The 24,831-nt window shown below is 46.0% G+C and carries 29 protein-coding genes; 17 read left to right on the forward strand and 12 right to left on the reverse strand.

Annotation, left to right across the window (positions count from 1 at the left end):
- The first annotated feature begins 32 nt into the window (after positions 1-32).
- On the forward strand, positions 33-662 hold the full coding sequence (locus ICN39_RS04000; protein WP_216232797.1) for an FABP family protein: 630 nt from the start codon (positions 33-35) through the stop codon (positions 660-662).
- A gap of 78 nt (positions 663-740) precedes the next feature.
- Here ICN39_RS04000 and ICN39_RS04005 read toward each other — a convergent pair whose 3' ends face one another.
- Both ICN39_RS04005 and ICN39_RS04010 read right to left on the reverse strand, forming a co-directional pair.
- Positions 741-1,889: an aminotransferase class V-fold PLP-dependent enzyme gene (locus tag ICN39_RS04005; RefSeq protein ID WP_216232798.1), complete on the reverse strand. Its 1,149-nt coding sequence runs from the start codon at positions 1,887-1,889 to the stop codon at positions 741-743.
- 115 nt (positions 1,890-2,004) lie between these two features.
- Complete coding sequence (locus tag ICN39_RS04010; protein WP_216232799.1) at positions 2,005-2,907, reverse strand: DMT family transporter; 903 nt, start codon at positions 2,905-2,907, stop codon at positions 2,005-2,007.
- 146 nt (positions 2,908-3,053) lie between these two features.
- Between ICN39_RS04010 and ICN39_RS04015 the strand changes: the two genes are divergently transcribed.
- The 5 genes from ICN39_RS04015 (at position 3,054) to ICN39_RS04035 (ending at position 6,027) form a co-directional block, all read left to right on the forward strand.
- Positions 3,054-4,199 carry an alpha-hydroxy acid oxidase gene (locus tag ICN39_RS04015; RefSeq protein ID WP_072582955.1) on the forward strand — a complete coding sequence of 382 codons (1,146 nt, stop codon included), beginning with the start codon at positions 3,054-3,056 and terminating at the stop codon, positions 4,197-4,199.
- Positions 4,200-4,391: 192 nt separating this feature from the next.
- Positions 4,392-5,000, forward strand: a complete 609-nt coding sequence (locus tag ICN39_RS04020; RefSeq protein WP_255532281.1) for a hypothetical protein — start codon at positions 4,392-4,394, stop codon at positions 4,998-5,000.
- A 23-nt stretch (positions 5,001-5,023) separates the two neighbouring features.
- A complete protein-coding gene (locus ICN39_RS04025; protein ID WP_216121852.1) occupies positions 5,024-5,215 on the forward strand; it encodes a hypothetical protein in 192 nt (63 codons plus the stop codon).
- A gap of 97 nt (positions 5,216-5,312) precedes the next feature.
- Entirely contained in the window at positions 5,313-5,849 is a 537-nt protein-coding gene (locus ICN39_RS04030) for a cytochrome b (RefSeq protein ID WP_216232800.1), read from the forward strand.
- 1 nt (position 5,850) lies between these two features.
- Complete coding sequence (locus ICN39_RS04035; RefSeq protein WP_216232801.1) at positions 5,851-6,027, forward strand: hypothetical protein; 177 nt, start codon at positions 5,851-5,853, stop codon at positions 6,025-6,027.
- Between the two features lie 57 nt (positions 6,028-6,084).
- Here ICN39_RS04035 and ICN39_RS04040 read toward each other — a convergent pair whose 3' ends face one another.
- Both ICN39_RS04040 and ICN39_RS04045 read right to left on the reverse strand, forming a co-directional pair.
- Positions 6,085-7,185, reverse strand: a complete 1,101-nt coding sequence (locus tag ICN39_RS04040) for an alkene reductase (protein WP_216232802.1) — start codon at positions 7,183-7,185, stop codon at positions 6,085-6,087.
- 71 nt (positions 7,186-7,256) lie between these two features.
- Positions 7,257-8,162: a hydrogen peroxide-inducible genes activator gene (locus ICN39_RS04045; protein ID WP_216232803.1), complete on the reverse strand. Its 906-nt coding sequence runs from the start codon at positions 8,160-8,162 to the stop codon at positions 7,257-7,259.
- Positions 8,163-8,306: 144 nt separating this feature from the next.
- Between ICN39_RS04045 and ICN39_RS04050 the strand changes: the two genes are divergently transcribed.
- The 3 genes from ICN39_RS04050 to ICN39_RS04060 all read left to right on the forward strand — a co-directional run bounded on the left by ICN39_RS04050 (position 8,307) and on the right by ICN39_RS04060 (position 10,249).
- Entirely contained in the window at positions 8,307-8,792 is a 486-nt protein-coding gene (locus tag ICN39_RS04050; protein ID WP_216232804.1) for a rubrerythrin family protein, read from the forward strand.
- A 61-nt stretch (positions 8,793-8,853) separates the two neighbouring features.
- Positions 8,854-9,021 (forward strand): rubredoxin, encoded by a 168-nt coding sequence (locus tag ICN39_RS04055; protein WP_216232805.1) that lies wholly within the window; start codon positions 8,854-8,856, stop codon positions 9,019-9,021.
- Between the two features lie 58 nt (positions 9,022-9,079).
- Positions 9,080-10,249: an NAD(P)/FAD-dependent oxidoreductase gene (locus tag ICN39_RS04060; protein WP_216232806.1), complete on the forward strand. Its 1,170-nt coding sequence runs from the start codon at positions 9,080-9,082 to the stop codon at positions 10,247-10,249.
- A gap of 76 nt (positions 10,250-10,325) precedes the next feature.
- On the opposite strand, the gene ICN39_RS04065 is transcribed toward ICN39_RS04060, so the two are convergent.
- The 7 genes from ICN39_RS04065 to ICN39_RS04095 all read right to left on the reverse strand — a co-directional run bounded on the left by ICN39_RS04065 (position 10,326) and on the right by ICN39_RS04095 (position 16,935).
- Positions 10,326-10,919, reverse strand: a complete 594-nt coding sequence (locus ICN39_RS04065) for a urate hydroxylase PuuD (protein WP_216232807.1) — start codon at positions 10,917-10,919, stop codon at positions 10,326-10,328.
- Between the two features lie 23 nt (positions 10,920-10,942).
- Entirely contained in the window at positions 10,943-11,521 is a 579-nt protein-coding gene (locus ICN39_RS04070) for a superoxide dismutase (protein ID WP_216232808.1), read from the reverse strand.
- A 140-nt stretch (positions 11,522-11,661) separates the two neighbouring features.
- Positions 11,662-12,438 carry a 3-hydroxybutyrate dehydrogenase gene (locus ICN39_RS04075; protein ID WP_216232809.1) on the reverse strand — a complete coding sequence of 259 codons (777 nt, stop codon included), beginning with the start codon at positions 12,436-12,438 and terminating at the stop codon, positions 11,662-11,664.
- Between the two features lie 129 nt (positions 12,439-12,567).
- Positions 12,568-14,964, reverse strand: coding sequence for a xanthine dehydrogenase family protein molybdopterin-binding subunit (locus ICN39_RS04080; RefSeq protein ID WP_216232810.1), 2,397 nt, complete (start codon positions 14,962-14,964; stop codon positions 12,568-12,570).
- A 12-nt stretch (positions 14,965-14,976) separates the two neighbouring features.
- A complete protein-coding gene (locus tag ICN39_RS04085) occupies positions 14,977-15,486 on the reverse strand; it encodes a (2Fe-2S)-binding protein (protein WP_216232811.1) in 510 nt (169 codons plus the stop codon).
- A 42-nt stretch (positions 15,487-15,528) separates the two neighbouring features.
- Entirely contained in the window at positions 15,529-16,383 is an 855-nt protein-coding gene (locus ICN39_RS04090; protein WP_216232812.1) for a xanthine dehydrogenase family protein subunit M, read from the reverse strand.
- 75 nt (positions 16,384-16,458) lie between these two features.
- Positions 16,459-16,935 (reverse strand): CoxG family protein, encoded by a 477-nt coding sequence (locus ICN39_RS04095; protein WP_216232813.1) that lies wholly within the window; start codon positions 16,933-16,935, stop codon positions 16,459-16,461.
- A gap of 112 nt (positions 16,936-17,047) precedes the next feature.
- On the opposite strand from ICN39_RS04095, the gene ICN39_RS04100 reads away from it, so the two are divergent.
- From ICN39_RS04100 to ICN39_RS04135, 8 genes are all read left to right on the forward strand, one after another.
- Positions 17,048-17,740, forward strand: a complete 693-nt coding sequence (locus ICN39_RS04100) for a TetR/AcrR family transcriptional regulator (RefSeq protein ID WP_216232814.1) — start codon at positions 17,048-17,050, stop codon at positions 17,738-17,740.
- Between the two features lie 14 nt (positions 17,741-17,754).
- The gene (locus ICN39_RS04105; protein WP_216232815.1) at positions 17,755-18,213 is read left to right on the forward strand and encodes a VOC family protein; all 459 of its coding nucleotides are present in this window, start codon (positions 17,755-17,757) and stop codon (positions 18,211-18,213) included.
- A 9-nt stretch (positions 18,214-18,222) separates the two neighbouring features.
- Positions 18,223-19,464 carry an FAD binding domain-containing protein gene (locus ICN39_RS04110; protein WP_216232816.1) on the forward strand — a complete coding sequence of 414 codons (1,242 nt, stop codon included), beginning with the start codon at positions 18,223-18,225 and terminating at the stop codon, positions 19,462-19,464.
- A gap of 75 nt (positions 19,465-19,539) precedes the next feature.
- Complete coding sequence (locus tag ICN39_RS04115) at positions 19,540-20,775, forward strand: ABC transporter substrate-binding protein (RefSeq protein ID WP_255532282.1); 1,236 nt, start codon at positions 19,540-19,542, stop codon at positions 20,773-20,775.
- Between the two features lie 87 nt (positions 20,776-20,862).
- Entirely contained in the window at positions 20,863-21,747 is an 885-nt protein-coding gene (locus ICN39_RS04120; RefSeq protein WP_216232817.1) for a branched-chain amino acid ABC transporter permease, read from the forward strand.
- A gap of 14 nt (positions 21,748-21,761) precedes the next feature.
- Positions 21,762-22,721 (forward strand): branched-chain amino acid ABC transporter permease, encoded by a 960-nt coding sequence (locus tag ICN39_RS04125; protein ID WP_216232818.1) that lies wholly within the window; start codon positions 21,762-21,764, stop codon positions 22,719-22,721.
- Positions 22,721-23,476 carry an ABC transporter ATP-binding protein gene (locus ICN39_RS04130; protein ID WP_216232819.1) on the forward strand — a complete coding sequence of 252 codons (756 nt, stop codon included), beginning with the start codon at positions 22,721-22,723 and terminating at the stop codon, positions 23,474-23,476. The genes ICN39_RS04125 and ICN39_RS04130 overlap by 1 nt, the downstream gene beginning before the upstream one ends.
- A gap of 14 nt (positions 23,477-23,490) precedes the next feature.
- Positions 23,491-24,195, forward strand: a complete 705-nt coding sequence (locus ICN39_RS04135) for an ABC transporter ATP-binding protein (protein WP_216232820.1) — start codon at positions 23,491-23,493, stop codon at positions 24,193-24,195.
- Here the strand turns inward: ICN39_RS04135 and ICN39_RS04140 are convergent.
- Complete coding sequence (locus tag ICN39_RS04140; protein WP_370623673.1) at positions 24,192-24,686, reverse strand: YqaA family protein; 495 nt, start codon at positions 24,684-24,686, stop codon at positions 24,192-24,194. The two genes, ICN39_RS04135 and ICN39_RS04140, sit on opposite strands and share 4 nt — an antisense overlap.
- Positions 24,687-24,831 lie beyond the last annotated feature (145 nt).

Genomic DNA, 24,831 nt, shown 5'->3' on the forward strand with positions numbered 1-24,831 from the left:
GAGAAAAATGCTTCATTTTTAAAAGGTTGCTCATGAGTGATTTTCCGGACGACATCTTTACTGAGCCCCAAGGCTACTCAGTCAACACCCTGGAACAACTTGGGCCCTTGACTGGTATGGCTGGGATCTGGGAAGGTGTTCGTGGCCTAGACGTAAAGCCCAAAGCCGAAGGACCAAAGAAGCAAGCTTATGTGGAGAGAATTGAGCTCCAGCCAATTGATCCCCAAACCAATGGCCCTCAGCTTTTTTATGGCTTGAGATACCACACCCACATCACCAAGCCCGATCAAGTAAAGACCTATCATGACCAAGTCGGATATTGGTTATGGGAGCCCGCAACTGGCAACATCCTTCATACACTGAGCATTCCTCGAGGCATGATTACGATGGCTTCTGGTAAGGCCGCTGCAAATGCTAAACAATTTGAATTATTCGCAAAAGAAGATGATCGCTGCGCAGGTATCTCGTCTAATCCATTTTTAGATTACGCATTTAGAGCAGTAGAGTTTCGTATCCAGGTGTCGATCAATGATGATGGCACTTGGTCTTATGAACAAGACACGGTAATGAAGATTAAAGATCAAGCAGCGTTATTTCATCATGTTGATAACAACACTCTGCACAAGATCGGGGAAGCCACTCCCAATCCCCTTGCTAGATAGTTGCAGCAATGCCTTGTAATGTAATAAAGGCCATCAAATGATGGCCTTTATTACATAATGCTGCACTACTTGAGTTGATTACGCAGGCTGCGCTTCAGTCTCAGTAATTTTTTCTAATGCGGCAGCAAGAAGACCAACAGTGCGATCTACGTGCGCCAATTTTTCTAGGCCAAACAAACCAATGCGGAAAGTACGGAAGTCTGGTCTTTCATCGCACTGCAGAGGCACGCCAGCTGCAGTTTGTAAGCCCAGTGCAATGAACTTCTTGCCAGACTGAATATCAGGATCTTTGGTGTAGCTTACGACTACGCCAGGAGCCTGAAAGCCCTTTGCAGATACAGAGCTATAACCTTGAGAGACCAATAGGTTGCGTACTTTTGTGCCCAACTCTACTTGTTTGTCTTTTAATGCTGCGAAGCCAAGGGATTGCGTCTCTTTCATCACATTACGCAAAATCTTTAAGGCATCAGTCGGCATGGTGGTGTGATACACATGACCACCCTTTTCGTATGCCTCCATAATCTGAAGCCACTTTTTGAGATCCATAGAAAAGCTGCTACTTTGGGTTGCATCAATGCGCTCACGTGCACGATCGCCAAGAGCGATTAATGCACAGCAAGGGGAACTGCTCCAACCCTTTTGAGGCGCAGTAATTAATACATCAACATTGCAGGCCTTCATATCAACCCACATTGCGCCAGAGGCAATGCAATCCAATACAAACAAACCATTTACAGAGCGTACTGCCTCACCAACTGCTTTGAGGTAATCATCTGGAAGAATGATGCCGGCAGAAGTTTCTACGTGCGGCGCGAATACCACTGCTGGTTTTTCTTTCTTGATGAACGCAACCACTTCCTCAATTGGAGCTGGTGCAAATACACCCTGCGTTGAATCTTCTAACTGATGGCCTTTGATAACCGTCACATCTTTAGTAATGTTCGCTAAATCAAAGATTTGTGTCCAGCGATAGCTAAACCAGCCATTACGCAAGACCAAGCATTTTTCATTGTTGGCAAATTGGCGGGCTACTGCCTCCATGCCAAAAGTTCCACTACCGGGAACGATGACTGCAGAGCTAGCGTTATAAGCATCTTTAAGGATGCTAGAAATGTCGACCATCACGCGCTTGAACTCTTCAGACATATGATTCAAGGAGCGGTCGGTATAAACAACCGAGAACTCTAATAAACCGTCTGGATCAACATTGGGGAGTAAGCCTGGCATAGTAATTTCCTAGGGATTTCTGTGATTAGCCCTAAATGATACTGATTTAAGGCTTTCTTGGGGGCTGGAACCCAAAACCCTGCTTAAAAGGGCATTTTTGCCTGTTTTGCTGGGTTTACCTTCCTCTTTTAGAGGAGATCACTATGCCCGCAACAATTAGAGCAAAGGCGAGTCCATGAAACAGTTGGGGAGGCTCACCCAGCATGGCAGCCGATAAAAGTGCAGTAAATAAGGGTATGAAATTAGCAAAAAAGGCGGCAACTGTAGGCCCCGCTCCATTAACTCCTAGACCCCAGCAGCGATAGGCAATCAAGGAGGGTCCAATGGCCACGAAGACAATCAAAGAGCCAGTCCACCAATTGAGGTCCAGAAAAGCATGGCCAGCTGCAATTTCAAAACCATCAAAAAATCCCGTCCACAGCAGACCGACTGTTACTTGCGCCATTAAAAATTCAGCCCATGGCCATTGACGTTCTGTGCTGGATCCTGGGCGACTTAGCATCCAACTATAAAACGCCCACAAGATAGTGGCCAACATAATTAAAAGATCGCCCACTACCATTTGCATAGACAGCAAGGCCGACAGATCTCCACGGGTAAGCACAATGCCAACACCCAGCAAACTCACGACTGCGCCAATCATCTGCAAGATACTGGGCTTTACTTGATAAAACACCGCACCAATGAATAACATCCAGATGGGCATGCTGGCGCCGATAAGGGTAACGTTTATGGCAGTGGATGTTTGAAGAGCGAGGTATAACAGTACGTTGTAGCTGCCTACCCCGAATAAACCCAAAAGCAGGAAACGCTTCTTGTTTTGCCACAAGGCACTTCCCGGCATGAATACACGCCAACCCAAAGGAAATAAAAGCAAAGCAGCCAAGCCCCAGCGAACTGCGCTTAAGGTAATGGGGGAGATACTTCCCACCAATACCCTCCCAGCGATTGCGTTACCTGCCCACAAAGCAGTAGCAGTGAGCAAGTAGGCGATTGTGGCGAAATTGAGCTGGTGCATTCAGTGGCTTATTGGGGAAGCAGTAATTTGAGGTCCCCAAGCAAGGGATACCCTAGCATTGTAGAAACAAATCCCCGGTATTGCTAAGATAGAGCTTAAATTAAGCATTTGCTTCAACAAAATAGCATCAAACAGAAGGATACATCGTGGCAATCATTACCAATATAGAAGACTTGCGGGTCCTCCATCAAAAGCGTACCCCCAAGATGTTCTACGACTATGCAGACTCAGGATCATGGACCGAGTCAACATACCGTGCCAATGAATCCGATTTTCAAAAGATTAAATTGCGTCAGCGTGTAGCGGTCAATATGACTAACCGCACCACTAAGACAACCATGATCGGTCAAGAAGTTGCCATGCCAGTGGCACTTGCACCGACAGGTCTTACTGGCATGCAGCACGCCGATGGTGAAATTTTGGCAGCCAAGGCCGCTGAAAAGTTTGGTGTGCCATTCTGCTTATCCACTATGAGCATTTGCTCAATTGAAGACGTAGCAGAACACACTACAAAACCATTTTGGTTTCAACTCTATGTCATGAAAGATCGCGGATTTATTGAACGTTTGATTGAGCGCGCTAAAGCAGCCAAATGTTCTGCACTGGTTTTGACTTTGGATTTGCAAATCCTAGGTCAGCGTCACAAGGACTTAAAGAATGGCCTCTCTGCCCCTCCTAAGCTCACAATTGCCAATATGATCAACATGGCAACTAAGCCACGCTGGTGCTTGGGCATGGCTATGACGCCGCGTAGGACCTTCCGCAATATTGTTGGCCACGCTACTGGCGTTGGCAACATGTCCTCACTGTCCTCTTGGACTGCAGAGCAATTTGATCCAGGCCTCAATTGGGGTGATGTGGAATGGATTAAAAAACTCTGGGGTGGAAAACTGATTATTAAAGGCATCTTAGATGAAGGCGATGCACGCTTAGCAGCAAACTCCGGCGCGGATGCATTAATTGTTTCCAATCACGGTGGCCGTCAACTAGATGGTGCGATTTCTAGCATTCAGGCTTTACCTGGAATTGTGGATGCTGTTGGTAAAGATATTGAAGTGTGGATGGATGGCGGTATACGTTCAGGTCAAGATGTTTTAAAAGCATGGGCCTTAGGTGCGCGTGGCACGATGATTGGTCGCCCTTTCCTATATGGCTTAGGTGCTATGGGTGAGGCCGGTGTAACCAAGTGCTTAGAGTTAATTCACAATGAGTTGGACATCACCATGGCATTTACAGGCCATCGCGATATTCAGAATGTGACTAAAGATATTTTGTATCCAGGAACCTTTTAAATTTTCCCCCTCCTCAACCACCCTCTTGCTGTATTTGGCATCTCACTTATCGTATTTGCCTTCTCTGTTTGGTTTGGATATGCCGCACTGAGTCGCTATCGTACAAAAGATACCGAGACGTCTGCAGATCTCGGCATCATTCAGACGGCAACCTTAACCCTACTAGCCTTAATTATTGGCTTTACCTTCTCAATGGCTATTAATCGCCATGATCAGCGGGAGATCTTTGAGGAAGGCGAGGCAAATGCCATTGGTACTGAATTCTTAAGAGCTGATCTGCTACCCCCAAAAGCTGCTGCCGCCACCAAGGGTCTTTTACTGCAATATGTAGATCAACGTATTTTGTTTTATTCCAAACAGCCCCCAGAAAAGATTGAAGAGATTCATAGCAAAACAGATCAATTACAAACTGCCCTCTGGAACGAGATTCTGCCAACTGTTCGCACGCAACACACCGCTTCTATTGCCTTGGTTGCCTCCGGCATGAATGATGTTTTGAATTCTCAAGGCTATGTTCAAGCGGCATGGTGGAATCGCATCCCTCTGACAGCCTGGGCATTGATGGCAGCAATTGCTATTTGTGCCAATCTCTTGGTTGGATTTGGCGCACGGAATTTTGAGAAGAACATCGGCCTATTCATGATCTTCCCTTTTGTTATTTCAGTATCTTTCTTTTTGATTGCCGACATTGATAGTCCAAGGGGTGGCGTTATTCGTATTGAAGCTAGAAACTTAGTGGCGCTAAAAAATAATCTAAGCCAACAGATAAACATTGCCAACCCATCCATAAGCAATCAATAAGCTTCACCATAAAGGCGGTCCAGATGAAACGAGTAGTGGATGTTTTTAAAAACCGTGGTCGCGAACTGGTGTGGACTTATGTCATCCATCTCCAGAATGATGAGGAATTTCATCCTGGGCAGCTAGATTTTGAAGTTGAGGCTCTTAGACTCTCGCAAATCGATAAACGTGGCTTAGCAAACGAGCTGAGCGCCAAAGTAAGGCTCAATAACTGAGGCTGAATTACCATCTTAAAGGGTAAAGCCCCTGGCGTTAATGCTGTTAATGAGATTCATTATCATTTATGATGAATACTCATAACATTTAACCGCAATGCCGAAAACCAAATACCACACTGCCTCTATCTTCTTTCATTGGCTTGTTTTCTTCCTAGTTATTGCTGCTTTTGCAGTGATTGAGCTCAAAGGGCAATTCCCTAAAGGAAGCGAGCCTCGTGAGCTATGTAAAACGGTCCATGGCGTTATTGGTCAGCTCATTTTTATAGCCATGGCTCTTCGCTTGATAGTGCGCTTTACTTATGGCGTTCCTAAGCCTACAAATCCAAAACCTTTATTTGTCTCATTGGCTACGGCAATGCATTGGATGCTGTATGCCCTGCTCTTGATATCACCCATCTTTGGTATCTTATATTTCCAGTATGGTGGCAAAGAAATTCACTTCTTTGGTTTGGTATGGCCTCAGCTAGTCACCCCCAATCCAGAGATGAAAAAGGTGGTTGAGGGGATCCATGAGTTCTTAGGGAACTCGCTCTACTTTTTGATTGGCATTCATGCTTTAGCAGGCTTGTGGCAACATTACGTCCTAAAGGACGCTACACTTCGTCGTATGTTGAATAAAATTGTTATCTAAAATGAAACCTCTCTCCAAAAAAGCCAAGATGGCAATAGGCTGGACAGTCTTGATGACTGTCGTGGGCACTGCGATGCTTCATCAATGGCAATTTTTTGCCATGGGTTGCGCATCTCTTGCCATGTTGCTCGTAGCCAATCATTACGATCTTTTAAAAGATCCAGAAGACAAAAAATAATCCCGCTTTATTAAGAGCGGGATTTATTAGCAACCACCCCAGAATCTGGGGTTTCTATTACAAAGTTGGGTAATCTGTATAGCCTACTTCCTCGCCACCATAAAAAGTAGCGCGGTTATATGGATTTAGTGTGGCACCCTGCTGGAATCTCTCTGCTAGATCTGGATTAGAAATGTAGAGACGGCCGTAAGCAACTGCATCAGCCAGACCATCCTCTAACACCTTCTCACCCATTGCCTGGTCATAGCCACCAGCAGTGATGAATTTCCCTTGATAAGCGGCACGGAACAACTCTGAAGTAATAGGCGCATCTTCCAAGACTTGATCGCCACCACCAGCGCTAGTTGAGCGTGGCTCAATCATATGCACATAAGCTAAGTTATAGCCATTGAGCTTCTCAATTGCGGCAGTGAACAATGCCACTGGATTGCTATCCCCCATATCATTGAAGGTGCCGTATGGTGAAAGGCGAACTCCCACTTTATCGCTCGGGAATACTTTACTTACAGCTTCAATGACTTGACCCAATAAGCGCAAGCGATTTTCAATAGAGCCGCCATACTCATCTGTGCGCTGATTAGTTTTATCTTGCAAGAACTGATCCAGCAAGTAGCCGTTAGCTGAGTGAATCTCAATACCATCAAAGCCTGCAGCTTTTGCATTTTGTGCTGCCGCCTCAAACTCTTTGAGTAAGCGAGCGATATCTTCCAAACTCATTGCCGTTGGAGTCTCGTAGTTATGGAGCTTCCAATCTGCGCCATAGGTTTGACCTTCTGCAGCAATTGCTGAGGGTGCCTCAGGCGCACCCTGCTCTGGATGCAAGGAAGAATGGGAGATACGCCCAACGTGCCATAACTGCGCAACAATCGCACCACCCTTAGCATGAACTCCCTCAACAATCTCTTTCCATGCAGCAGTTTGTTGCGCTGAATAAATCCCAGGCGTCGCTGGGTAACCCTTACCCAACGGAGAAATCTGTGTTGCCTCAGTAATGATGAGTCCGGCACTCGCACGTTGCGCGTAATAGATCTTCGCTAAGGGGTTAGGCACATCACCAGCAATCGCACGCATTCTAGTGAGTGGCGCCATTACTAAACGGTTTTTTAAATGAAGTGCTCCGAGATTTACCGGAGTGAACATGATTTCTTTGCCTGACATTTGCTGCCTTTTAAATAAGTAAAAAGAGGGTTGACTGTAACAAGGATTGGTAAATTTTGCTGAATACGCGATTAGGCCGCTCCAAATTGTTCGCGTATGCAATCTGCTAGTGCGTTAAATTCCTGTGTGTGTGCGGTAGAAGGTCGCGCAACCAAGGCAATGACTCTTTTAGGCGCTGGTGAGGCTAACTCTTTTGCTACTAACTCAGAGTTATTTAATAGACTGCTTTTGACTGCCATTCCAGGAAGCAAAGCAATCCCAAGTCCAGACTCCACCATTTGCAATAAGGTCAACAAGCTTGTTGCTTCCATTCCTTCAGCTTTACGAATGTCGGTGCGCTTGCATGCTTGCAAGCTATGCTCTCGCAGACAATGCCCCTCCTCTAACAATAAAAGTCGCTCAGCCATCTTGGCAGGCAAGGTAACCTCTTTTCCTTTTAGAGCGGGATCACCTTCTTTCGCAACCAACCAAAAATGATCGTCAAATAATTCTTGTACCAGAAGACCCTCTACATCATATGGAAGCGCTATCAAAGCAAAATCCAATTTATGCTCAGCCAATCTAGACAGTAGATTAGCAGTGAGATCTTCTCTAAGAGTAATTTTAAGTTCTGGAAAACGACTGCGAATTTCTGGAAGCACTGTTGGCAATAAAAATGGTGCAATCGTTGGTATGACGCCTAAACGAATTGTGGCAGTCATGGGTTTGCCGGTTGCACCCGCATACTCCACTAAATCTTCAGATGCTGCCAAGATCAGCTTGGCACGCTCCAGAACTTCTAATCCCATTGGAGTAATAGATACATTCTGCCGATCACGCTCTACCAAATGTATTCCCAATGCTTCTTCCAACTCCTTCAGGCCCGCGCTTAAAGTCGATTGGCCGACAAAACAGGCTTGGGCTGCACGCGTGAAATTGAGCTCTTTGGCTAATGCGACGAAATACCCCAGCTGCCTTAAAGACGGTAAATAAGCCATTTTCACTCCATTATCGAATAATTAGATTAATACTATCATAATGATTCATTAGACTGATCAATAAATAAGGCGCACACTGCATTCATCGTTGAGAAAGCAGTAAAGAAGACTCAACAAACTGAATGTAATTTGAAAGGAATCAAAATGGCACGTCCAGAAATCAAAACCATCCAAAACTTAGAGTCCGCCTTTGCCGGCGAATCCATGGCTCACATTAAGTATCGTTACTTTGCCAAGTTAGCTCGCGCTGCTGGCGACGAAGAAACCGCAAGGATCTTTCAAGCTACCGCTGACCAAGAAGTGATGCACGCTTTTGGCCACTTAGACTTACTTTACCCTGCTGGCACCGTTACTCCAGCAAGAGCCTTAGAGATTGCTATTGAAGGCGAAACTTATGAATACACTGAAATGTATCCATCCTTTCGGAAAACAGCCGTAGAAGAAGGCAATGCTGCGGCCATACAAGAAATTGATGAGCAAATTGCGGAATCTAAAGAGCATGCTGAGCAATTTCAGGCGGTATTGACTAAAGCAGCAAAACGCTTCGCTGCGTTAGCAAACGTTGAAGAGCGTCACGCAAACCATTACAAGCAAGCTCTGGCAAAAGCGAAGGTTTTTGCAGCCCAATAAGACGGGCCCAGAAAGAATTAGAAATTAAATTTAAAATCAGCAGACTATTTAAGGAATCAAAATGAACACTTACCAATGTATCGTATGCGGCTATATTTACGACGAAGCAAAAGGGATCCCAGAAGATGGCATTCCGGCCGGAACACTTTGGGCTGATGTCCCAGAAGATTGGGAATGCCCTGACTGCGGTGTTGCAAAGGCCGACTTTGAGATGGTTCAAGTAAGCTAAGTCCACTTCTGCGTTCCTTACCACTTTTTTACCTACTCGTTATTTGGAGAGCCCAGCTTTGGATCAAACCACCCCCCAATCCCAATCCGCAATTGTCATCATTGGTAGCGGATTAGCTGGCTACACGGTTATCCGTGAAATTCGAAAATTGGATAAAGCAGCCCCAATTACGCTGGTGACACGTGAACCCGGTTATTTTTATTCAAAGCCCATGCTTTCTACCGCTCTTGCGAGCAAGAAAGAGGCGGTGCAATTAATCTCTACACCAGCTGATGGCATGGCAACGCAATTAGAGATGACTATCTTGGGTGAGTGTGATGTCATCTCAATCAATCCTGGCGCGCAAACCATTCAAACTAGTAAAGGTGAGGTTCCTTATGGAAAACTGGTAATGGCATTGGGTGCCGACCAAACTCGCCTCCCACTTCAAGGGAACGCTGCTAACGAAGTTATCACAGTAAATGATCTAGAAGACTATGTACGCTTTCGCAATGCAATCACTGGAAAAAAGAAGATTACCATCCTGGGTGCAGGCCTGATTGGCTGTGAATTTGCCAACGATCTTGTGCTGGGTGGTTATGAGGTAGATGTGATTGACCTGGCTCCACAGGCTCTAGGTCGCCTCTTGCCCGAAGCTGCAGCTCTAGAGCTGCAAGGAAAACTCAGTGCAGCTGGTGTACGTTGGCATCTTTCTACAACCGTGCAAGCGATTGATCGTCACGGAGATTCTTTACAGGTCATACTGGCCAATGGCAACACAATCTCTTGCGATGTATTTTTATCAGCTGTTGGCCTAAAGCCAAGAATTGAATTAGCTAAAGCAAGCGGCATTAATACGGAAACTGGTATTCAGGTAAACCGTGAACTCGAAACCAATATTAAAAACATTTTCGCAATTGGAGATTGCGCAGAGGTAGATGGTTTGGTTCTGCCTTATGTCATGCCGATTATGCAAGCGGCAAGAGCATTGGCGCCTACCTTAATTGGACAAACTACCTCACTTACCTATCCTGCGATGCCGGTGATGGTCAAAACCCCCGCATTAGCCACCATCGTTTCTCCGCCAGCTCAAGGCATAGAAGGTAAGTGGACCACAACACCTGTTGAAGGTGGCCTGGAGTCTCGTTTTGAATCTAGTGATGGCAAGTTATTGGGCTTTGTATTAATGGGAGCCGCCACTTCACAACGTGGCGCCCTCACTAAGGAGCTGCCGGCTATTCTGGCTTAAATTCCATGGATTCGTTTGATTTATCAAACATAAAAGGCCCGCGATGCGGGCCTTTTATTGATGCAACTAGTAGTGATTAAGAAACGATCACGAACCATGTAGTGTTGTGTGATTGAGCAACCATCAAGAACAACATTGGTACAGATAACAATGTGTTCAAACGGGATGTCAACATCGCAACGCGAGCAGATTTTGCTTTGATATCAGCTTCAACAGCAACGATACCAAGAGCGCGCTTTTGATTTGGCCAAATAATGAACCAAACGTTAAAGGCCATTACTAATGCAATCCACATACCTAAACCGATTGCACGGAATGGGGCTTGTAATGTGAAGGCTTGATGTAAGTAACCATTTAAAGCAGCAACAATCAAACCAGTTAGTACAGTAAACAAGGCTGCGTAACGGAACCAGAACAACGCTGCTGGAGCAATCACTTTGCCAATTGCTGGCTTTTGCTCATCAGGAATCTTTGGCATTGAAGGAATTTGCACAAAGTTAAAGTACCAAAGCAATCCAATCCACATCACACCAAACATCACGTGTAACCAACGGAAAACAAATGGTAGTTCAGCAGAACTAAAGTTGCCGCCTAAAGCCAAAATAATCAGGGCGAGGAGGACAAAACCGGCAAAAACGGTACGCCCTAAAGAGGTCAAGATTGATGTCATTAAATTTTCCTAAATAAGATAAATTAAGCAAAATTTTGGCTAGCAAAATCCCAATTCACTACGTTCCAAAAATTTTCTACATATTTTGGTCGCGCATTGCGTGTATCAATATAGTAAGCATGCTCCCAAACATCACATGTCATCAGCGGCTTAGCATCTGTGGTGATAGGAGTTGCCGCATTACTGGTGGATGCTAAATCAACGCTGCCATCTGCTTTTTTAACCAGCCATGCCCAACCTGAACCAAAAGTTCCAACAGCACACTTTGTAAATTCTTCTTTGAACTTATCAAACGAGCCCCACTTAGCATTGATCGCATCAGCCAATGGGCCACTAGGTGCTCCACCACCATTTGGCTTCATGCTTGACCAATAAAAAGTATGGTTCCAAACTTGTGCAGCGTTATTAAATACACCACCTGTAGATTTCTTAATAATGTCTTCAAGAGATGAATTTTCAAACTCAGTCCCTTTAATCAAATTATTTAAATTGGTGACATAAGTCTGATGGTGTTTACCATAGTGGTACTCTAAAGTTTCCTTAGAGATGTATGGGGCCAAAGCATCGAGGGCATATGGCAACTGAGGTAAGGTATGTTCCATTCGTATTCCTTTTAATTACATTAACCAAAATATAGGTTATTTTGCGATAACTATAGACTATTCTAGGTTTTTTGTTTGACCCAAGAAAAATGCCGGCAAAGTAGCCTACCGGCATTAACTTCAATGGCGTTAACAACGATTTATTGAGCCGTCCAACCACCATCCATATTCCAGGCTACCCCACGAACCTCAGAGGCATCTGGCCCACAGAGAAATACAGCTAAGGCTGCCAATTGCTCTGGACTCACAAATTCTCCAGATGGCTGCTTTTCGGATACCAAGGCGGTCTTTGCCGCTTCATTGGAAATGCCTTCACGTTCTGCGCGCGCATCTACCTGCTTCTGAACTAGCGGAGTTAAAACCCAACCTGGGCAAATTGCATTACAGGTAACACCAGTACGCGCATTTTCTAGTGCAGTTACTTTAGTGAGACCCACAATGCCATGCTTAGCAGCAACATAAGCAGCCTTCTGGGTAGAAGCAACCAAACCATGCACGGAAGCGATGTTGATGATGCGGCCCCAGTTACGTTTTTTCATACCAGGTAAGGCATGGTGCGTTGTATGAAATGCCGAACTTAAATTAATGGCAATGATGGCATCCCATTTGTCTGTCGGGAACTCTTCAATGTTTGCGGTGTATTGAATACCCGCATTGTTGATTAAGATATCAAGTGAACCAAAACGCCTTTCTGTTTGCTTAATCAGATCTTCGATCTCAGCGGGCTTACTCATATCCGCGCCATGGTAATCAACCTCTACTCCACAGGCTTTAATTTTGGCAATAGCTTCATCCTTCTCGCCAAAACCATTGACCATGATGTTGACACCTTGTTTAGCCAGCGCAATAGCCATTCCCAAACCAATACCACTAGTAGAGCCAGTAACTAGGGCTGTTTTACCTTTTAATGTGGACATATTATTTACCGTATCAAGTTAACTAAAAGGGCTTCCCGCTTCTTTATGAACCCCAAAACTTGATGTTACAGGATGTGCTGAACCACCCCTGAAGCCTATGCACCAGGGGCGACCAGAATCTATTCAAAGCTAGATTTTCTTGAGAGCCCGCAAGATCTTTTCACAGGTGAGAGGCTGATCAAAGACCGCTGCATTCAATGGTGCCAAGGCATCATTGATAGCGTTTTGAACTGCGCCTGGCGCTCCAGCAGTACCAGCCTCACCCGCCCCTTTAGCGCCCAATTTTGAAGATTGGGTGGGCGTCTCTACGTGGGCAACCTCAATATCCGGCATTTCATTGGCCATCGGCACTAAATAATCTGCCATGCTGCCATTGCGCAACAAACCACTTTCGTCATAGAGACACTCTTCGAACAGAGCGCCGCCAATACCCTGAACGATTGCACCACGCACTTGTTCATTGACTAACATCGGATTGATAACGCGTCCACAATCCTCTACCGCCCAATGCTTCAATAACTTTACAAAGCCTGTGTCTGGGTCAACCTCAACATAAGATGCTTGGACCCCATTCGTAAAGATAAATGGGTATTCCTTTTGAGTGTAGTGACGTGTCACCATGAGATCTGCAGAAAATCCAGCTGGCAAAGTATCGGTACGGAAATACCCCACTCTACCCACCTCACTGAATGGTAGTAATTGCTCGCCGGTCGCTTTGTCTAAGATATGGCCACGACGTGCAGTGAGTTCTGCAACAGGTCGATTCAAAATTGCGCCCGCAAGTTTAATAATATTTTCTTGTAGGGCTTGAGAAGCTAAAAGAACCGCTTCACCGCCAACACCCGCTCCACGTGAAGCCCACGTGCCACCGCCGTAAGGAGTCACATCGGTATCACCAGTAATAACGCGCACTTGGTCGATTGAAACACCGACAGCATCAGCCGCAATCTGGGTATAGATACCTTCAGTACCTTGACCTTGTTCACCAACACCAATCAAGACTGAAACCACACCACTAGGATCCATGCGAACGGTAGCGCCATCCTGAGAGGCAATACGAGCACCTCCTACGCCATAGAAAGCAGGGCTTGGATTGGTTAGCTCAATTAATGTTGCAAACCCAATGCCGCGATAAATCCCTTTTTTGCGCAACTCAGCCTGCTCTTTACGCAATGCAGAATAATCCATCATCTTTTCGATGGTTCGCAAACATTGCTCATGTGAGAGAACTTCCAACTTAATTCCAGAAATTCCGGAGCAAGGATAAGCATCATCCGGAATGACGTTACGTTTACGAAACTCGAGCGGATCCATTTGTAATTTTTGCGCAGCCAAATCCACCAAACCTTCGGTCACAGCGCAAGCAATCGGATGGCCTACGCCACGATACTGACAGGTAGGAGTTTTATTCTGAAAAACTACATTCAATTTAGCGCGATAGTTTTGATGCTTATAAGGGCCGCCGACCAGGTTCACTACCTGATTGCCCTCAATGGCGCTGGTCCTAGGGAACATAGAATAAGGGCCAATTGCGGTCAGATCATCGATCTCAAAGGCCAAGATATCGCCTGCCTTATTGGCCGCAATGCGGCCTTTAATGCGATGCTCGCGCGCATGAATATCACTTGTAAATGATTCAAGACGGTCTGCAACAAACTTCACAGGGCGCTCAAGCATCATTGAGAGACCTACGGTAGCGAAGTCATCTGGATATGCGTGAACCTTAATACCAAAAGATCCGCCCACATCCTTACAAATGACATGCACATCTGATTCTGAAAACCCAAATTGACGGCAATACAAATCTTGCATCATATGTGGTGCTTGCTGAGAATGGTACACAGTGAGACGGCGATCGCCTGGGCTGTAATCCGCAATTTGACAGCGTGGCTCGAGCGTTACTCCGGTATGACGCCCAAATCCAAAAGTAGCTTCTGCAACTACGTCAGCCGTTGCAAATACCTCATCCACATTACCAACATCCAGGCTGCGTGTAAAACATAAGTTATCGCCAAGATCCGGATGAATCACCGGAGTATCTGCATCAAGCGCGGTTTCCATGGAAACGACTGCTGGCAGCTCCTCCCACTCAACATCGATATGCTGTAGAGCATCTTCTGCCTGCGCTCTTGTTTCTGCAACCACCGCTACCACCGGCTCACCCTGCCAACAAGCACGATCAATTGCTAATGCGTGTTGAGGGGCGGATTTCATACCGGCTAGGTGACCTAAGGTTGCCACCCAAGGCTTACAAATTTTTGCCATTTGCACACCATCAACTACTGCAAGTACTCCAGGCATCTTGCTGGCATGCTCAGTATGAATTTTGCCGATTTTCATATGCGCAACCGGGGAGCGCCAGAACACCACATGAGCCATACGAGGCAATTGAATATCATCAATATAAGTGCCCTGACCTTCAAGCAGACGACGAGCGCCATGTCTTGGTTCGCTATGACCGATATATCGCTGATCGTTTGTTACAGGATCCAGCACCATTCCCTTCAAATCACTTGGCTTATTCATAATGCGTTTCCCTTAAGCGTTAGCAAGGACAGGTTTAATTTTTTGGCCCTTAGCACGAGCATCTAAGACGTCGACAATCGCATCGACAATCGAGTGGTAACCAGTGCAGCGACAGTAATTACCGGAGATCCATTCGCGTACTTGTTCGCGCGTAGCTTTTGGCTGCTTCTCAATCAATTCCGCTGCAGCCAACAACATGCCAGAGGAACAGAAGCCGCATTGCATAGCGTTGTGACGCATAAAAGATTCTTGCAGATCCGCCAAGACACCGTTTTTAGTAAGGCCTTCCACTGTCTCGACCACGCTGCCATCTGCTTGAACCGCCAGAAATAGACATCCGCGAATGATTTGACCGTCTACCTTGACGGTACAGGCTCCACACGCGCCCTGCTCACAACCCAAGTGAGGGCCTTTTAAATGCAAATCTTCACGTAAAAAATCCACCAGGTGTCTACGCGGCTCAATCTCTGCGTTGACGAGTCGACCATTCACGGTCATTGAAATTTTTTTCTTCAAACTCATTTTGATCTCCGAATTCTTTTACCGATGCTTGCTGTTTGAGCGTTAAGCAATCATGTGCTTGAGTCCGCGCTCAAGTAATACACCAATTAAATGCTGTTTCGCTTCCGCGCTATTAGTAATGTCTGCAATCGCCTCGATTTCATTACGCGCTTCAGCTACAGCTTTAGCAATTAATTCATCGTTGAGCTTTTGCCCATTGATTAAATCCTGAGCCTTGCTTGCCATTACTGGTGTAGCACCAACTGAGAAGAATGTAAAAGCACAATGCGTTAAAACATCGCCTTGCTTTTGTGCAACTGCAGCTAGACCCGCAACTGCATAGTCGCCATGTCTTCTAGCTAGCTCATGAAAATAAAAAACTTCTTGCTTGCTAGCCAGTGGAATCTCTGTAGCAACCAAAATTTCATCGGGCTCCAAAGAGGTCGTATACAAGTCAATGAAAAAATCGTTTGCAGAAATTCGGCGTTCGCCCGCTGGGCCATGAATTACCATAGTGGCACGCAAGGTCAAACTAGACGCAGGCCATTCAGCAGCCGGGTCGCCATATGCCAGCGAACCTCCCCAGGTACCAAGATTACGAATGGCGCGATGGGCAATATGTGGTGCTGCTGCTTTTAAAAGTGGGGCATGCTTTGCAACTAATTCTGAATCTTCAATTTCGGTATGGGTCACTAGAGCGCCAATACGCAAACTATCGCCAACCACTGAAATGCCTTTGAGTTCGGAGATATCCGTGATATCTATTAACACTTTTGGCTCAGACAAGCGCATATTCAAAGTAGCTAATAAAGTTTGCCCACCCGCAATTAATTGCGCATCATCGCCGCCCTGTTCAAGTAAAGATAGGGCTTCCTGTAATGCCTTGGGCTTTACATAATCGAATGCTGCAGATTTCATTAAGTCTCCTCCACCACCAATGTATTAAGCTTTTTAGCTTTTTATTTTTTGCGCTACTTTTTTATTACCGCTTTTTTATTTACCGCCAGCGTCTGACTCCAACGCCACTGTCTCCCCGCCTAATTCCTTTGCAAACTTCTGAAAAAAATCGTCTGCAATCTTTTTTGCCGATGCGCTAATTAAGCGACCGCCAATTTGACCTAACTTGCCGCCAATCGAGGCTTCAGTTGTATACGAGACCAAAGTGCCACCCTCAGCCTGCTTTAGCTCAACCCGTGATTTACCTTTAGCAAACCCTGCCGCCCCACCCGACCCCTCAAAGGCCATAGAGCAGGACTGGTCCGGAATGATGTCGCTTAGGAGCAGTTTCCCAGCAAAACGGGCTCTAACAGGCCCAATCTTGAACATCACCTTGGCGTGAATCTCTTCCGGAGAGATGCGGCTGATCTCCTCGCAACCAGGAATGGACTTGGCCAACACGTCAATATCGTTCAAACCCTTCCACACATCAGGGATTGGAGCGGATATGAGTTGCTCACCATTTAATTCCATTTGATCTCCTTGGGGTTTGTACGAATAGAGTCTTATCTACCAATTGTTCAACAATGTACCATTATTTAACTTTTGGTCAATAAGTCCAAATTCGGATAAACCCTGAGAATCCATGCGTTTTACTGAAGATAGCGTTACCAGCCCAAACACCGCTGAAATTTCAGAAGGCTCCATGGCGCCTACCCGAAAAAGAATGGGTACAGCCGAGCGCAAACGCCAAATATTGGATAGCGCTATTCAGTTCTTTGCTAGAAATGGCATCGATGGCCAGTTAAGAAATTTATCTAAAGAATTAGGCATCACCCACACCCTGCTCTATCACTACTTTCCTACAAAAGATGCGCTGATTCAAGAAGTTTATAAAGAGGTCTTTGAGTCTCGCTGGAAGCCAGAGTGGGAAGAATTGCTGGATGATGAGTCCCTCACCCCTGAAGAAAAATTCAATGCGTTCTATTTGGACTACTCCAACACAGTCTTAACTTATGACTTTGTGCGCATTTTGATTTTCTCTGGCTTAAGTGATCACTCCATCAGCGATCGCTTCTTCGAACTCTTGCGCACACGCTTATTACCAAGGCTCATTCGTGAAACGCGCAAATATTGTGGTAGGTCTGATACATCAAAGCCCACGCAGCGTGAGCTTGAATTCCTGATGGGATTACACGGTGGCGTCTTCTATATCGGCATGAGACGCTGGATCTATGGACAAGCCATATATGCCGCCGAAAGCCCCAATACAGAACAAGAAATCATTCGCGACCGAGTGCAGTCTTACCTCCATTCCGCTAAATCACTATTTGCTTAATTGAAAAGGTCACCATGTCTAACTTAAGCCTTAATCACTTCTCTATCCGCAGTCTCGAGATTGAAAAAACCACTGACTTCTACAGCAAATTACTTGGCCTTACAGTCGGCCCTAGACCAGAGTTTCCATTTCCAGGTGTCTGGCTCTACAACGGTGATGAGAGTAGCTGGGCTAATGCAGTCTTGCACCTGATTGCGATTGACAAGAATGATCCTAATGGACTGAAAAAATATTTAGGTGAACGCGACCCTAGCACGCTGCATGGATCTGGCGCAGTTGACCACATTGCCTTTTTTGCGACCGGCCTAGAAGAAAAAATTGCGCTCCTCAAGAAATTAAATGTTGCCTATCGCGAGCGAACCGTACCAGTAATAGGGCTGCATCAAATATTTCTCGATGATCCAAATGGTATTGTCATTGAGTTGAACTATCCAGCAACAGAAAAAACCGCCCTAGATGCGAAAGTTGCATAGGAGTTATTAATGGCAAAAATTCTAGTCATTGGCGGCTCTCTTGGCGGTTTATTCGCGGCAAATATTTTGCTGCGTCAAGGGCATGACGTTACTTTGCTAGAAAAGACCGTTGGATCTTTGGATGGGCGTGGTGCCGGCATTGTGACCCATGATGCTTTAGCTGAAGCACTGCGTGCAGCTGGAGTCACTGTTGATGAAACACTCGGCGTACCAGTGACAAAACGCATCACTTTGGGTGCTGATGGCGATAGCTTAGGTGAAATGGAGTTGCCTCAAGTATTGACCTCCTGGAGTCGCCTCTATCAAATGCTGAAGGAAAGCTTTCCAAGCGAACGCTACCTTCAAGGCAAGACAGTAAATTCAGTTACACAAGACTCGAATGCTGTGCAGGTGCTTTGTGAAGACGGCAGTCAATATGATGCGGAGCTACTCATCGCCTCCGATGGCATACGCTCCGCAGTACGCGCACAAGTTGCACCACAGATTCAACCTGAATACGCTGGCTATATAGCTTGGCGTGGCGTGTGCGATGAAGCATGTTTATCCAATTACACCTTAGAAACTCTATTTAATCGCTTTGGCTTTTGTTTACCCAATGGCGAGCAAATGCTGGGTTACCCAGTTGCTGGCTCTGGCAATGACACTCGCCCTGGAAAACGTCGCTATAACTTTGTTTGGTATCGCCCGGCATCAGAGCATGAAGAGTTAGCCAGCCTATTAACTGATGACAATGGTCGTTACTACCCTACTGGCATTCCCCCGCTAAAAGTTTCTTGGAAGCATATTGCTCACATGCGCAAAGTGGCACGAGAAATTCTAGCTCCTCAATACGCTGAGATTCTGGAAAAGACAGCGGCACCATTCTTGCAGGCAATTTATGACGTTCGCTCTGAGCAAATTGTCTTTGGCAGAATCGCATTAATGGGTGATGCCGCTTTTGTTGGTAGGCCACACGTAGGCATGGGTGTCACCAAGGCCGCTGATGAGGCAATAGTGATTGCAAAACATATTGCCGCACTTGGTGCCTCTCCTGCAGCGCTCAGTGCATATGGCGAAGAGAGATTAAGACTGGGTCAACAAGTAGTGGCTAGAGCCCAATATTTGGGGCGCTATATGCAGGCCCAAGGTAGTAAGGGTAATAGGGATAACGAGAAGCTAAAAAGAAATGCCGATACTGTAATGGCGGAAACCGCGATTGATATCAGCGATCTATTGGCTCAAGGGAAAGCAGTGCCTGAATCTGCGCATTAAAAGGCGCATTCAGTTAAGATTTAAAAAAATAAAAAGTATTCTTATTTAACAAAGTTTTATATGGAGGAGACAACCATGAAACAAAAAGTAACGAATCAAACAAGACGCAAGATGTTGATTGGTGGAGCTGCGGCAGCAAGCACCCCACTTTGGTTAAACGTAGCAAATGCTCAAGCTGACACTATTAAGATCGGCTTTCCGACACCATTGACAGGCCCCTTCTCGGCCGAAGCTCAGGACCAGGTGAAGGCCGCTGAATTAGCCATCAAAGAATTTAACGATGCAGGTGGCTTCAATGGACGCAAAGCAGAGCTCTTGGTACGTGATGACAAACTCAATCCCGGTGAAGCGGCAACACGCACATTAGAGTTGATTGAAAAGGACAAAGTGAACTTTGTGGTTGGTTCACTTTCCGCAGCGACACAACTCTCGATCAATGCTGTTTGCAAAGAGCGCAAGGTTCTCTTTAACTCCATTAGCCAATCTGATGCGATTAACGAAGCAAAAGACTGGAGTGTCTATACATTCCATGAAGCACTAAATCCAACGATGACTGCTGGCGCTGTAGCGCGCTACTCTATTCCACGTTTTGGCAAAAAGATTGTGTTCTTAACAGCTGACTATGCATATGGCCATGAAATGGTACGTGCATTTGAACGTGCCGGCAAAGAAATGGGTGCTACTACCTTGGCCGATATTCGCCATCCACTAGGTGCCTCCGACTACTCTGCTTTCTTGCCACGCATCAAAGCTTTGAACCCAGATATTTTGGTGCTCTGTAACTTTGGTCGCGACTTAGTCAATGCAGCAAAACAATGTACTGACTTTGGACTGAAGTCCAGCATGAAGATTGTTACACCAGTACTCCTCTATACCTCACGCCTTGCAGGCGGCCCTGAAGCCTTCGAAGGCATTATCGGCGGAACATCCTATTACTGGGGTCTGGAAGATCGCATCCCTACTGCGAAAACATTTAACGATGCATTCCGTAAAATGTACAACGGTTCCGTGCCATCAGACTACGGCGCATTAGGTTATGCGGGTGTTAAGAGCGTATTGGCCTCTATTAAGGTAGCAAAGTCTACTGAAACCTTGAAAGTAGTTTCTGCGATGGAGAACCTTAAGTACGACTGGTACAAAGGTCCCGAGTACTATCGTAAGTGCGACCATCAGGCCGTACAAACCGTCATTATCGTAGAGTCCAAATCCAAGAATATGAAAGATAAGTACGACGTCTTCAATATTCTGACAATCGAACCTACTACTGAGAAAAATATGCGTTCTTGCGCAGAGCTAGGCCACAAAGCCTAATCTTAAAATTTCAGGGCGGATGACTCATTCACCCTGATCCACTCCCCCGCACCATAAGGTAACGGGGAGTTTTTTCTGAGTATATTTATGACCGGTCTTACATTTGAACTTCTTTGCATGCAGCTGCTTACAGGCATTGCCTTGGGCAGTATTTATGCACTTTTAGCCCTTGGCCTATGCCTCATTTTTGGCATGCTGAACGTGGTGAACTTTGCGCATGGTGCCTTCTTTATGGTGGGCGCATTTTTAGGCGTCTACTTCCTGGGCATCACTGGAAGCTTTTGGTTTAGCTTAGTACTAACGCCATTACTTACAGGTGGCATAGGTCTTGTCACTGAGCGCTTTTTGGTCAGGCCGCTCTATGGACGCGGTCTTGACTACCCCTTGCTACTGACCTTCGGACTTTCATACGTTCTGATTGAAGTGATGCGAGTTACCTTTGGTATCGAAGGCTTACCTTCGATCACCCCTGAGGGTCTGGGCGGAACAGTGAATGTAGGTATCGGCTATTTCCCCAAATACCGCCTCTTCTTAATTGCAGCAACTGCCGTTGTTATTTTGGGCGTTTGGTTCTTCATTCAAAAGACCCGTTACGGCCTCATCATTAAAGCGGGTGCTGCCGACCAAGAAATCGTAAAGGTCTTGGGTGTCGACATTGCCAAGGTTTGGCTTTTGGTTTTTGGATTAGGCTGCGCAATTGCCGGTCTTTCCGGAATCCTTGCCTCTCCAACACGCTCAGTGAATCCAGAGATGGGTATTCCGATTTTGGCTGAATCTTTTGTGGTGACTGTTGTAGGCGGCATGGGCTCACCTGTAGGCGCAGTCGTTGCAGGCTTATTAGTGGGCATTGTCTACAGCATGACCTCCCTCTTCTTCCCTGACTTAGCTGAACTCTCTATCTTTGTATTGATGGCTGTAGTGCTGTTAATTCGCCCACAAGGTTTATTTGGTAAAGCAGGAGCGATGGGCTAAGGCTCTGTATATTTATGAATTCATTTTTCCAACTCATTGCACGTCATCGCGTACTAGCAAGTACGCTGTTCTTGGCAATCTTCCCATTCATCATGCCGTACGAAGCATTGGCGATCAATATTTTGATCTTTGGTTTATTCGCCATGGGCTTTAACTTACTGTTTGGTTACATGGGTCTACTATCCTTTGGTCACGCAGCCTTTCTAGGTATTGGTAGCTACATCACTGGCATTGCCATTGTTCACTATGGGGTACCTTGGGGTGCTGCTATTTTGGCTGGCATTATTGGTGCCGCTATTGGCGGCCTCATCATGGGTTACCTCGCCATTCGCACTCGTGGCATTTACTTCTCCATGGTGACTTTAGCGCTTGGTCAAATTGTGTATTACATCTTCTATAAGGCAGAGAGTCTTACTGGTGGGGAGAATGGCTTACGCGGCGTCCGCGTAGATGAATTCAATATTTTGGGCATCCCAGTTGATTTCTTAAACCCATTGGTGAAGTACTACATCATTCTTTTCTTTGTGGTGATTGCCATTTGGCTTATTTCCCGCATCCTGAGTTCGCCCTTAGGTGCTGTGATGGAAGCAATCCGCGAGAATGAGAAACGCGCAGCAGCCTGTGGGTTTGACGTAGCACGCACCAAACTATTGGTCTTTGTATTGTCAGCGGCGATTTGTGGCCTAGCAGGCTCATTACGCGCCCTCCACCTCTCTATCGTGCCAATTGATTCCCTGCACTATCTACAATCTGGCCAGGCAGTCATGATGAGTATTCTCGGCGGAATGGGCACCTTCTTTGGTCCATTCATCGGCGCAGCAGTCATGCTCTACCTGGAGGATGTCGTAACCACCTTCACCAAGCATTGGATGGCTGTCGTTGGTTTAGTGTTCATGTTCTTTGTGCTGTTCTTCCCTAAAGGTATCTGGGGAACCATTCTGAGCAAGCTACAAATTAATCAGGATTCGAAATAATGAGTAGCGCAACTACAACCCCTATTCTTGAAGCACGTCATGTCAGCAAAAGCTTTGGCAAGTTCAAGGCATTGCAAGATGTATCTACTAGCTTTATGCCCGGAACGCTTACGGCAATTATTGGCCCTAATGGTGCCGGCAAAAGCACCTTCTTTAATGTCTTAAGTGGGGCGTTCCCACCATCTAGCGGCCAGATCCTATTTAATGGCAAAGATATTACTGGTATGCAACAGCATGAATTTGCTCGCATTGGTATTTCTAAAAGCTTTCAGATTACTAACGTCTTTAAGCAGTTGAGCGTTCATGAGAATGTCCGCGTTGCTGCACAGATGGAAACGGCGCGTTATAACTTCTTCCGTAATGCTCAAAGTTATCCAAAACCAATTGAGATCGCTGATGAATTACTGCATCGAGTCAACCTAGAACACTTACGCAATAAGAAAACGGGTGACTTAGCGCATGGTCAGCAGCGCGCTCTGGAAATTGCGATGGCATTGGCCTGCAACCCCAGTCTCCTATTGCTTGATGAGCCTACTGCCGGCATGTCTCCAGAAGAAACTTTAGTGATGATGGAATTGATTCGTACACTTGCCAGCGAACGGACAGTGATTTTGGTTGAGCACAAGATGAAACTCATTATGGGTCTTTGCAAACGCATCATCGTTCTTCACCATGGTGAGTTCTTGGCAGAAGGCACTCCAGAAGAAATCCAGAATAATGCTGAGGTACGTCGCGTGTACCTAGGTCAAGGTTAAACAGAAAGCAAACTATGTTGCGTGTAGAAAACTTAAACGCTTGGTATGACCGTAGTCACGTATTGCAAGGCGTCTCACTTGAAGTAAATAAAGGAGAGATCGTGACGTTGATGGGTCGTAATGGTGCCGGTAAAACCACTACCCTTCGCTCTCTGATGGGGTTGCTATCCAAACGTCAAGGTAAAGCATCTATTGATGGCACTTCATTTTTAGATTTACCTGCTCATGAACGCTTTCATCTAGGTCTGGCATATGTTCCAGAGGATCGCCGCATTGTTCCTGGATTGACTGTCAAAGAAAACTTGGAGCTTGGAGTCATCGCCAAGAAGAATTCTGGCGATATGAGTGCCCTGGTGGATGAAATCGCTGAAACCTTCCCTAGACTAAAAGAGCGTTTACATCAGGACGGCACTTCAATGTCTGGCGGTGAGCAACAAATGCTTGCCATTGCTAGAGCAATGATTGGTAAGCCTAAAGTCATTTTGCTCGATGAACCTTCGGAAGGCATCATGCCGGTCTTGGTTGAAGAGATGTTTGAACTTTTTGCCAAACTAAAGCAGGAGGGTCTAACCATTCTGCTGGTGGAGCAAAACGTACAGCAAGCGCTTAAGATTTCTGACCGGGCTTATATCTTGGACCAGGGTGAAATTGTGTTTCATGACACTGCACAGAATCTCTTAAGCAATGATGAGATTCAGCAGAAGTATTGCGCCGTTTAGATGAGATGTAACCAGTGACCCAACTGGAGCCAAAAACCGCTTGGGATCAAAGTGAGCAACCAGGTAAGCGTAATAAAGCGCAAGAGCTTACCAAGAAACATATAAATCAGGCATGGCTGCCATGGGAGCTTTAACCAACCCGCTGCCAGGCACAGGGGGTCACCTAATCCAGGCAGCCAGGCGAGCAGTAGCAACTTAGGCCCCCACTCCTCAAGCCAACGTTTGAGGCGGGTATTACGTGGCTCATCCATTGCCTTAAACCTATTGCGCGCTAACGCTCCAAGCCACCAATCTAGCATTCCCCCTAATGTATTACCAATGGTGGCAACAGCAATCGCCGCCCAAAATAAGTGGGGATTTAAGGTGATATAGCCAAACAGAATGGGTTCGGAACCAGCCGGTATCAATGTTGCAGAAATAAACGCACTGATAAATACCGCCGGCAAGCCAACCGATGGCATTTCAAACCATCCAAAAAAATGCTCGAACATGGGGTCCATTAAGTAATGACCTCTAAGGCGCTGTCATACGAGTGGATTTCTTTGGTTTTCATTTACCCTATTTTGCCCTGTTTTAAGCAATAGCCAAGATTTTCAAATCTTGCTTAAACTAGTGTCTAAATCAGTAAATAAACCA

It is taken from the genome of Polynucleobacter sp. AP-Reno-20A-A9, assembly GCF_018882085.1.
In the GTDB taxonomy this organism is placed as follows: domain Bacteria; phylum Pseudomonadota; class Gammaproteobacteria; order Burkholderiales; family Burkholderiaceae; genus Polynucleobacter.

What these genes read in the sequence shown, in the direction of transcription:
- ICN39_RS04050 (WP_216232804.1), top strand. Translation starts at nt 8,307, where the DNA reads ATGGCACGTCCAGAAATCAAAACCATCCAAAACTTAGAGTCCGCCTTT.
- ICN39_RS04000 (WP_216232797.1), top strand. Translation starts at nt 33, where the DNA reads ATGAGTGATTTTCCGGACGACATCTTTACTGAGCCCCAAGGCTACTCA.
- ICN39_RS04135 (WP_216232820.1), top strand. Translation starts at nt 23,491, where the DNA reads ATGTTGCGTGTAGAAAACTTAAACGCTTGGTATGACCGTAGTCACGTA.
- ICN39_RS04095 (WP_216232813.1), bottom strand. Translation starts at nt 16,935, where the DNA reads ATGGAATTAAATGGTGAGCAACTCATATCCGCTCCAATCCCTGATGTG.
- ICN39_RS04130 (WP_216232819.1), top strand. Translation starts at nt 22,721, where the DNA reads ATGAGTAGCGCAACTACAACCCCTATTCTTGAAGCACGTCATGTCAGC.
- ICN39_RS04085 (WP_216232811.1), bottom strand. Translation starts at nt 15,486, where the DNA reads ATGAGTTTGAAGAAAAAAATTTCAATGACCGTGAATGGTCGACTCGTC.
- ICN39_RS04040 (WP_216232802.1), bottom strand. Translation starts at nt 7,185, where the DNA reads ATGTCAGGCAAAGAAATCATGTTCACTCCGGTAAATCTCGGAGCACTT.
- ICN39_RS04115 (WP_255532282.1), top strand. Translation starts at nt 19,540, where the DNA reads ATGAAACAAAAAGTAACGAATCAAACAAGACGCAAGATGTTGATTGGT.
- ICN39_RS04055 (WP_216232805.1), top strand. Translation starts at nt 8,854, where the DNA reads ATGAACACTTACCAATGTATCGTATGCGGCTATATTTACGACGAAGCA.
- ICN39_RS04105 (WP_216232815.1), top strand. Translation starts at nt 17,755, where the DNA reads ATGTCTAACTTAAGCCTTAATCACTTCTCTATCCGCAGTCTCGAGATT.
- ICN39_RS04125 (WP_216232818.1), top strand. Translation starts at nt 21,762, where the DNA reads ATGAATTCATTTTTCCAACTCATTGCACGTCATCGCGTACTAGCAAGT.
- ICN39_RS04025 (WP_216121852.1), top strand. Translation starts at nt 5,024, where the DNA reads ATGAAACGAGTAGTGGATGTTTTTAAAAACCGTGGTCGCGAACTGGTG.
- ICN39_RS04110 (WP_216232816.1), top strand. Translation starts at nt 18,223, where the DNA reads ATGGCAAAAATTCTAGTCATTGGCGGCTCTCTTGGCGGTTTATTCGCG.
- ICN39_RS04010 (WP_216232799.1), bottom strand. Translation starts at nt 2,907, where the DNA reads ATGCACCAGCTCAATTTCGCCACAATCGCCTACTTGCTCACTGCTACT.
- ICN39_RS04080 (WP_216232810.1), bottom strand. Translation starts at nt 14,964, where the DNA reads ATGAATAAGCCAAGTGATTTGAAGGGAATGGTGCTGGATCCTGTAACA.
- ICN39_RS04120 (WP_216232817.1), top strand. Translation starts at nt 20,863, where the DNA reads ATGACCGGTCTTACATTTGAACTTCTTTGCATGCAGCTGCTTACAGGC.
- ICN39_RS04045 (WP_216232803.1), bottom strand. Translation starts at nt 8,162, where the DNA reads ATGGCTTATTTACCGTCTTTAAGGCAGCTGGGGTATTTCGTCGCATTA.
- ICN39_RS04075 (WP_216232809.1), bottom strand. Translation starts at nt 12,438, where the DNA reads ATGTCCACATTAAAAGGTAAAACAGCCCTAGTTACTGGCTCTACTAGT.
- ICN39_RS04090 (WP_216232812.1), bottom strand. Translation starts at nt 16,383, where the DNA reads ATGAAATCTGCAGCATTCGATTATGTAAAGCCCAAGGCATTACAGGAA.
- ICN39_RS04020 (WP_255532281.1), top strand. Translation starts at nt 4,392, where the DNA reads ATGGCTATTAATCGCCATGATCAGCGGGAGATCTTTGAGGAAGGCGAG.
- ICN39_RS04005 (WP_216232798.1), bottom strand. Translation starts at nt 1,889, where the DNA reads ATGCCAGGCTTACTCCCCAATGTTGATCCAGACGGTTTATTAGAGTTC.
- ICN39_RS04070 (WP_216232808.1), bottom strand. Translation starts at nt 11,521, where the DNA reads ATGGAACATACCTTACCTCAGTTGCCATATGCCCTCGATGCTTTGGCC.
- ICN39_RS04035 (WP_216232801.1), top strand. Translation starts at nt 5,851, where the DNA reads ATGAAACCTCTCTCCAAAAAAGCCAAGATGGCAATAGGCTGGACAGTC.
- ICN39_RS04100 (WP_216232814.1), top strand. Translation starts at nt 17,048, where the DNA reads ATGCGTTTTACTGAAGATAGCGTTACCAGCCCAAACACCGCTGAAATT.
- ICN39_RS04030 (WP_216232800.1), top strand. Translation starts at nt 5,313, where the DNA reads ATGCCGAAAACCAAATACCACACTGCCTCTATCTTCTTTCATTGGCTT.
- ICN39_RS04065 (WP_216232807.1), bottom strand. Translation starts at nt 10,919, where the DNA reads ATGACATCAATCTTGACCTCTTTAGGGCGTACCGTTTTTGCCGGTTTT.
- ICN39_RS04140 (WP_370623673.1), bottom strand. Translation starts at nt 24,686, where the DNA reads ATGTTCGAGCATTTTTTTGGATGGTTTGAAATGCCATCGGTTGGCTTG.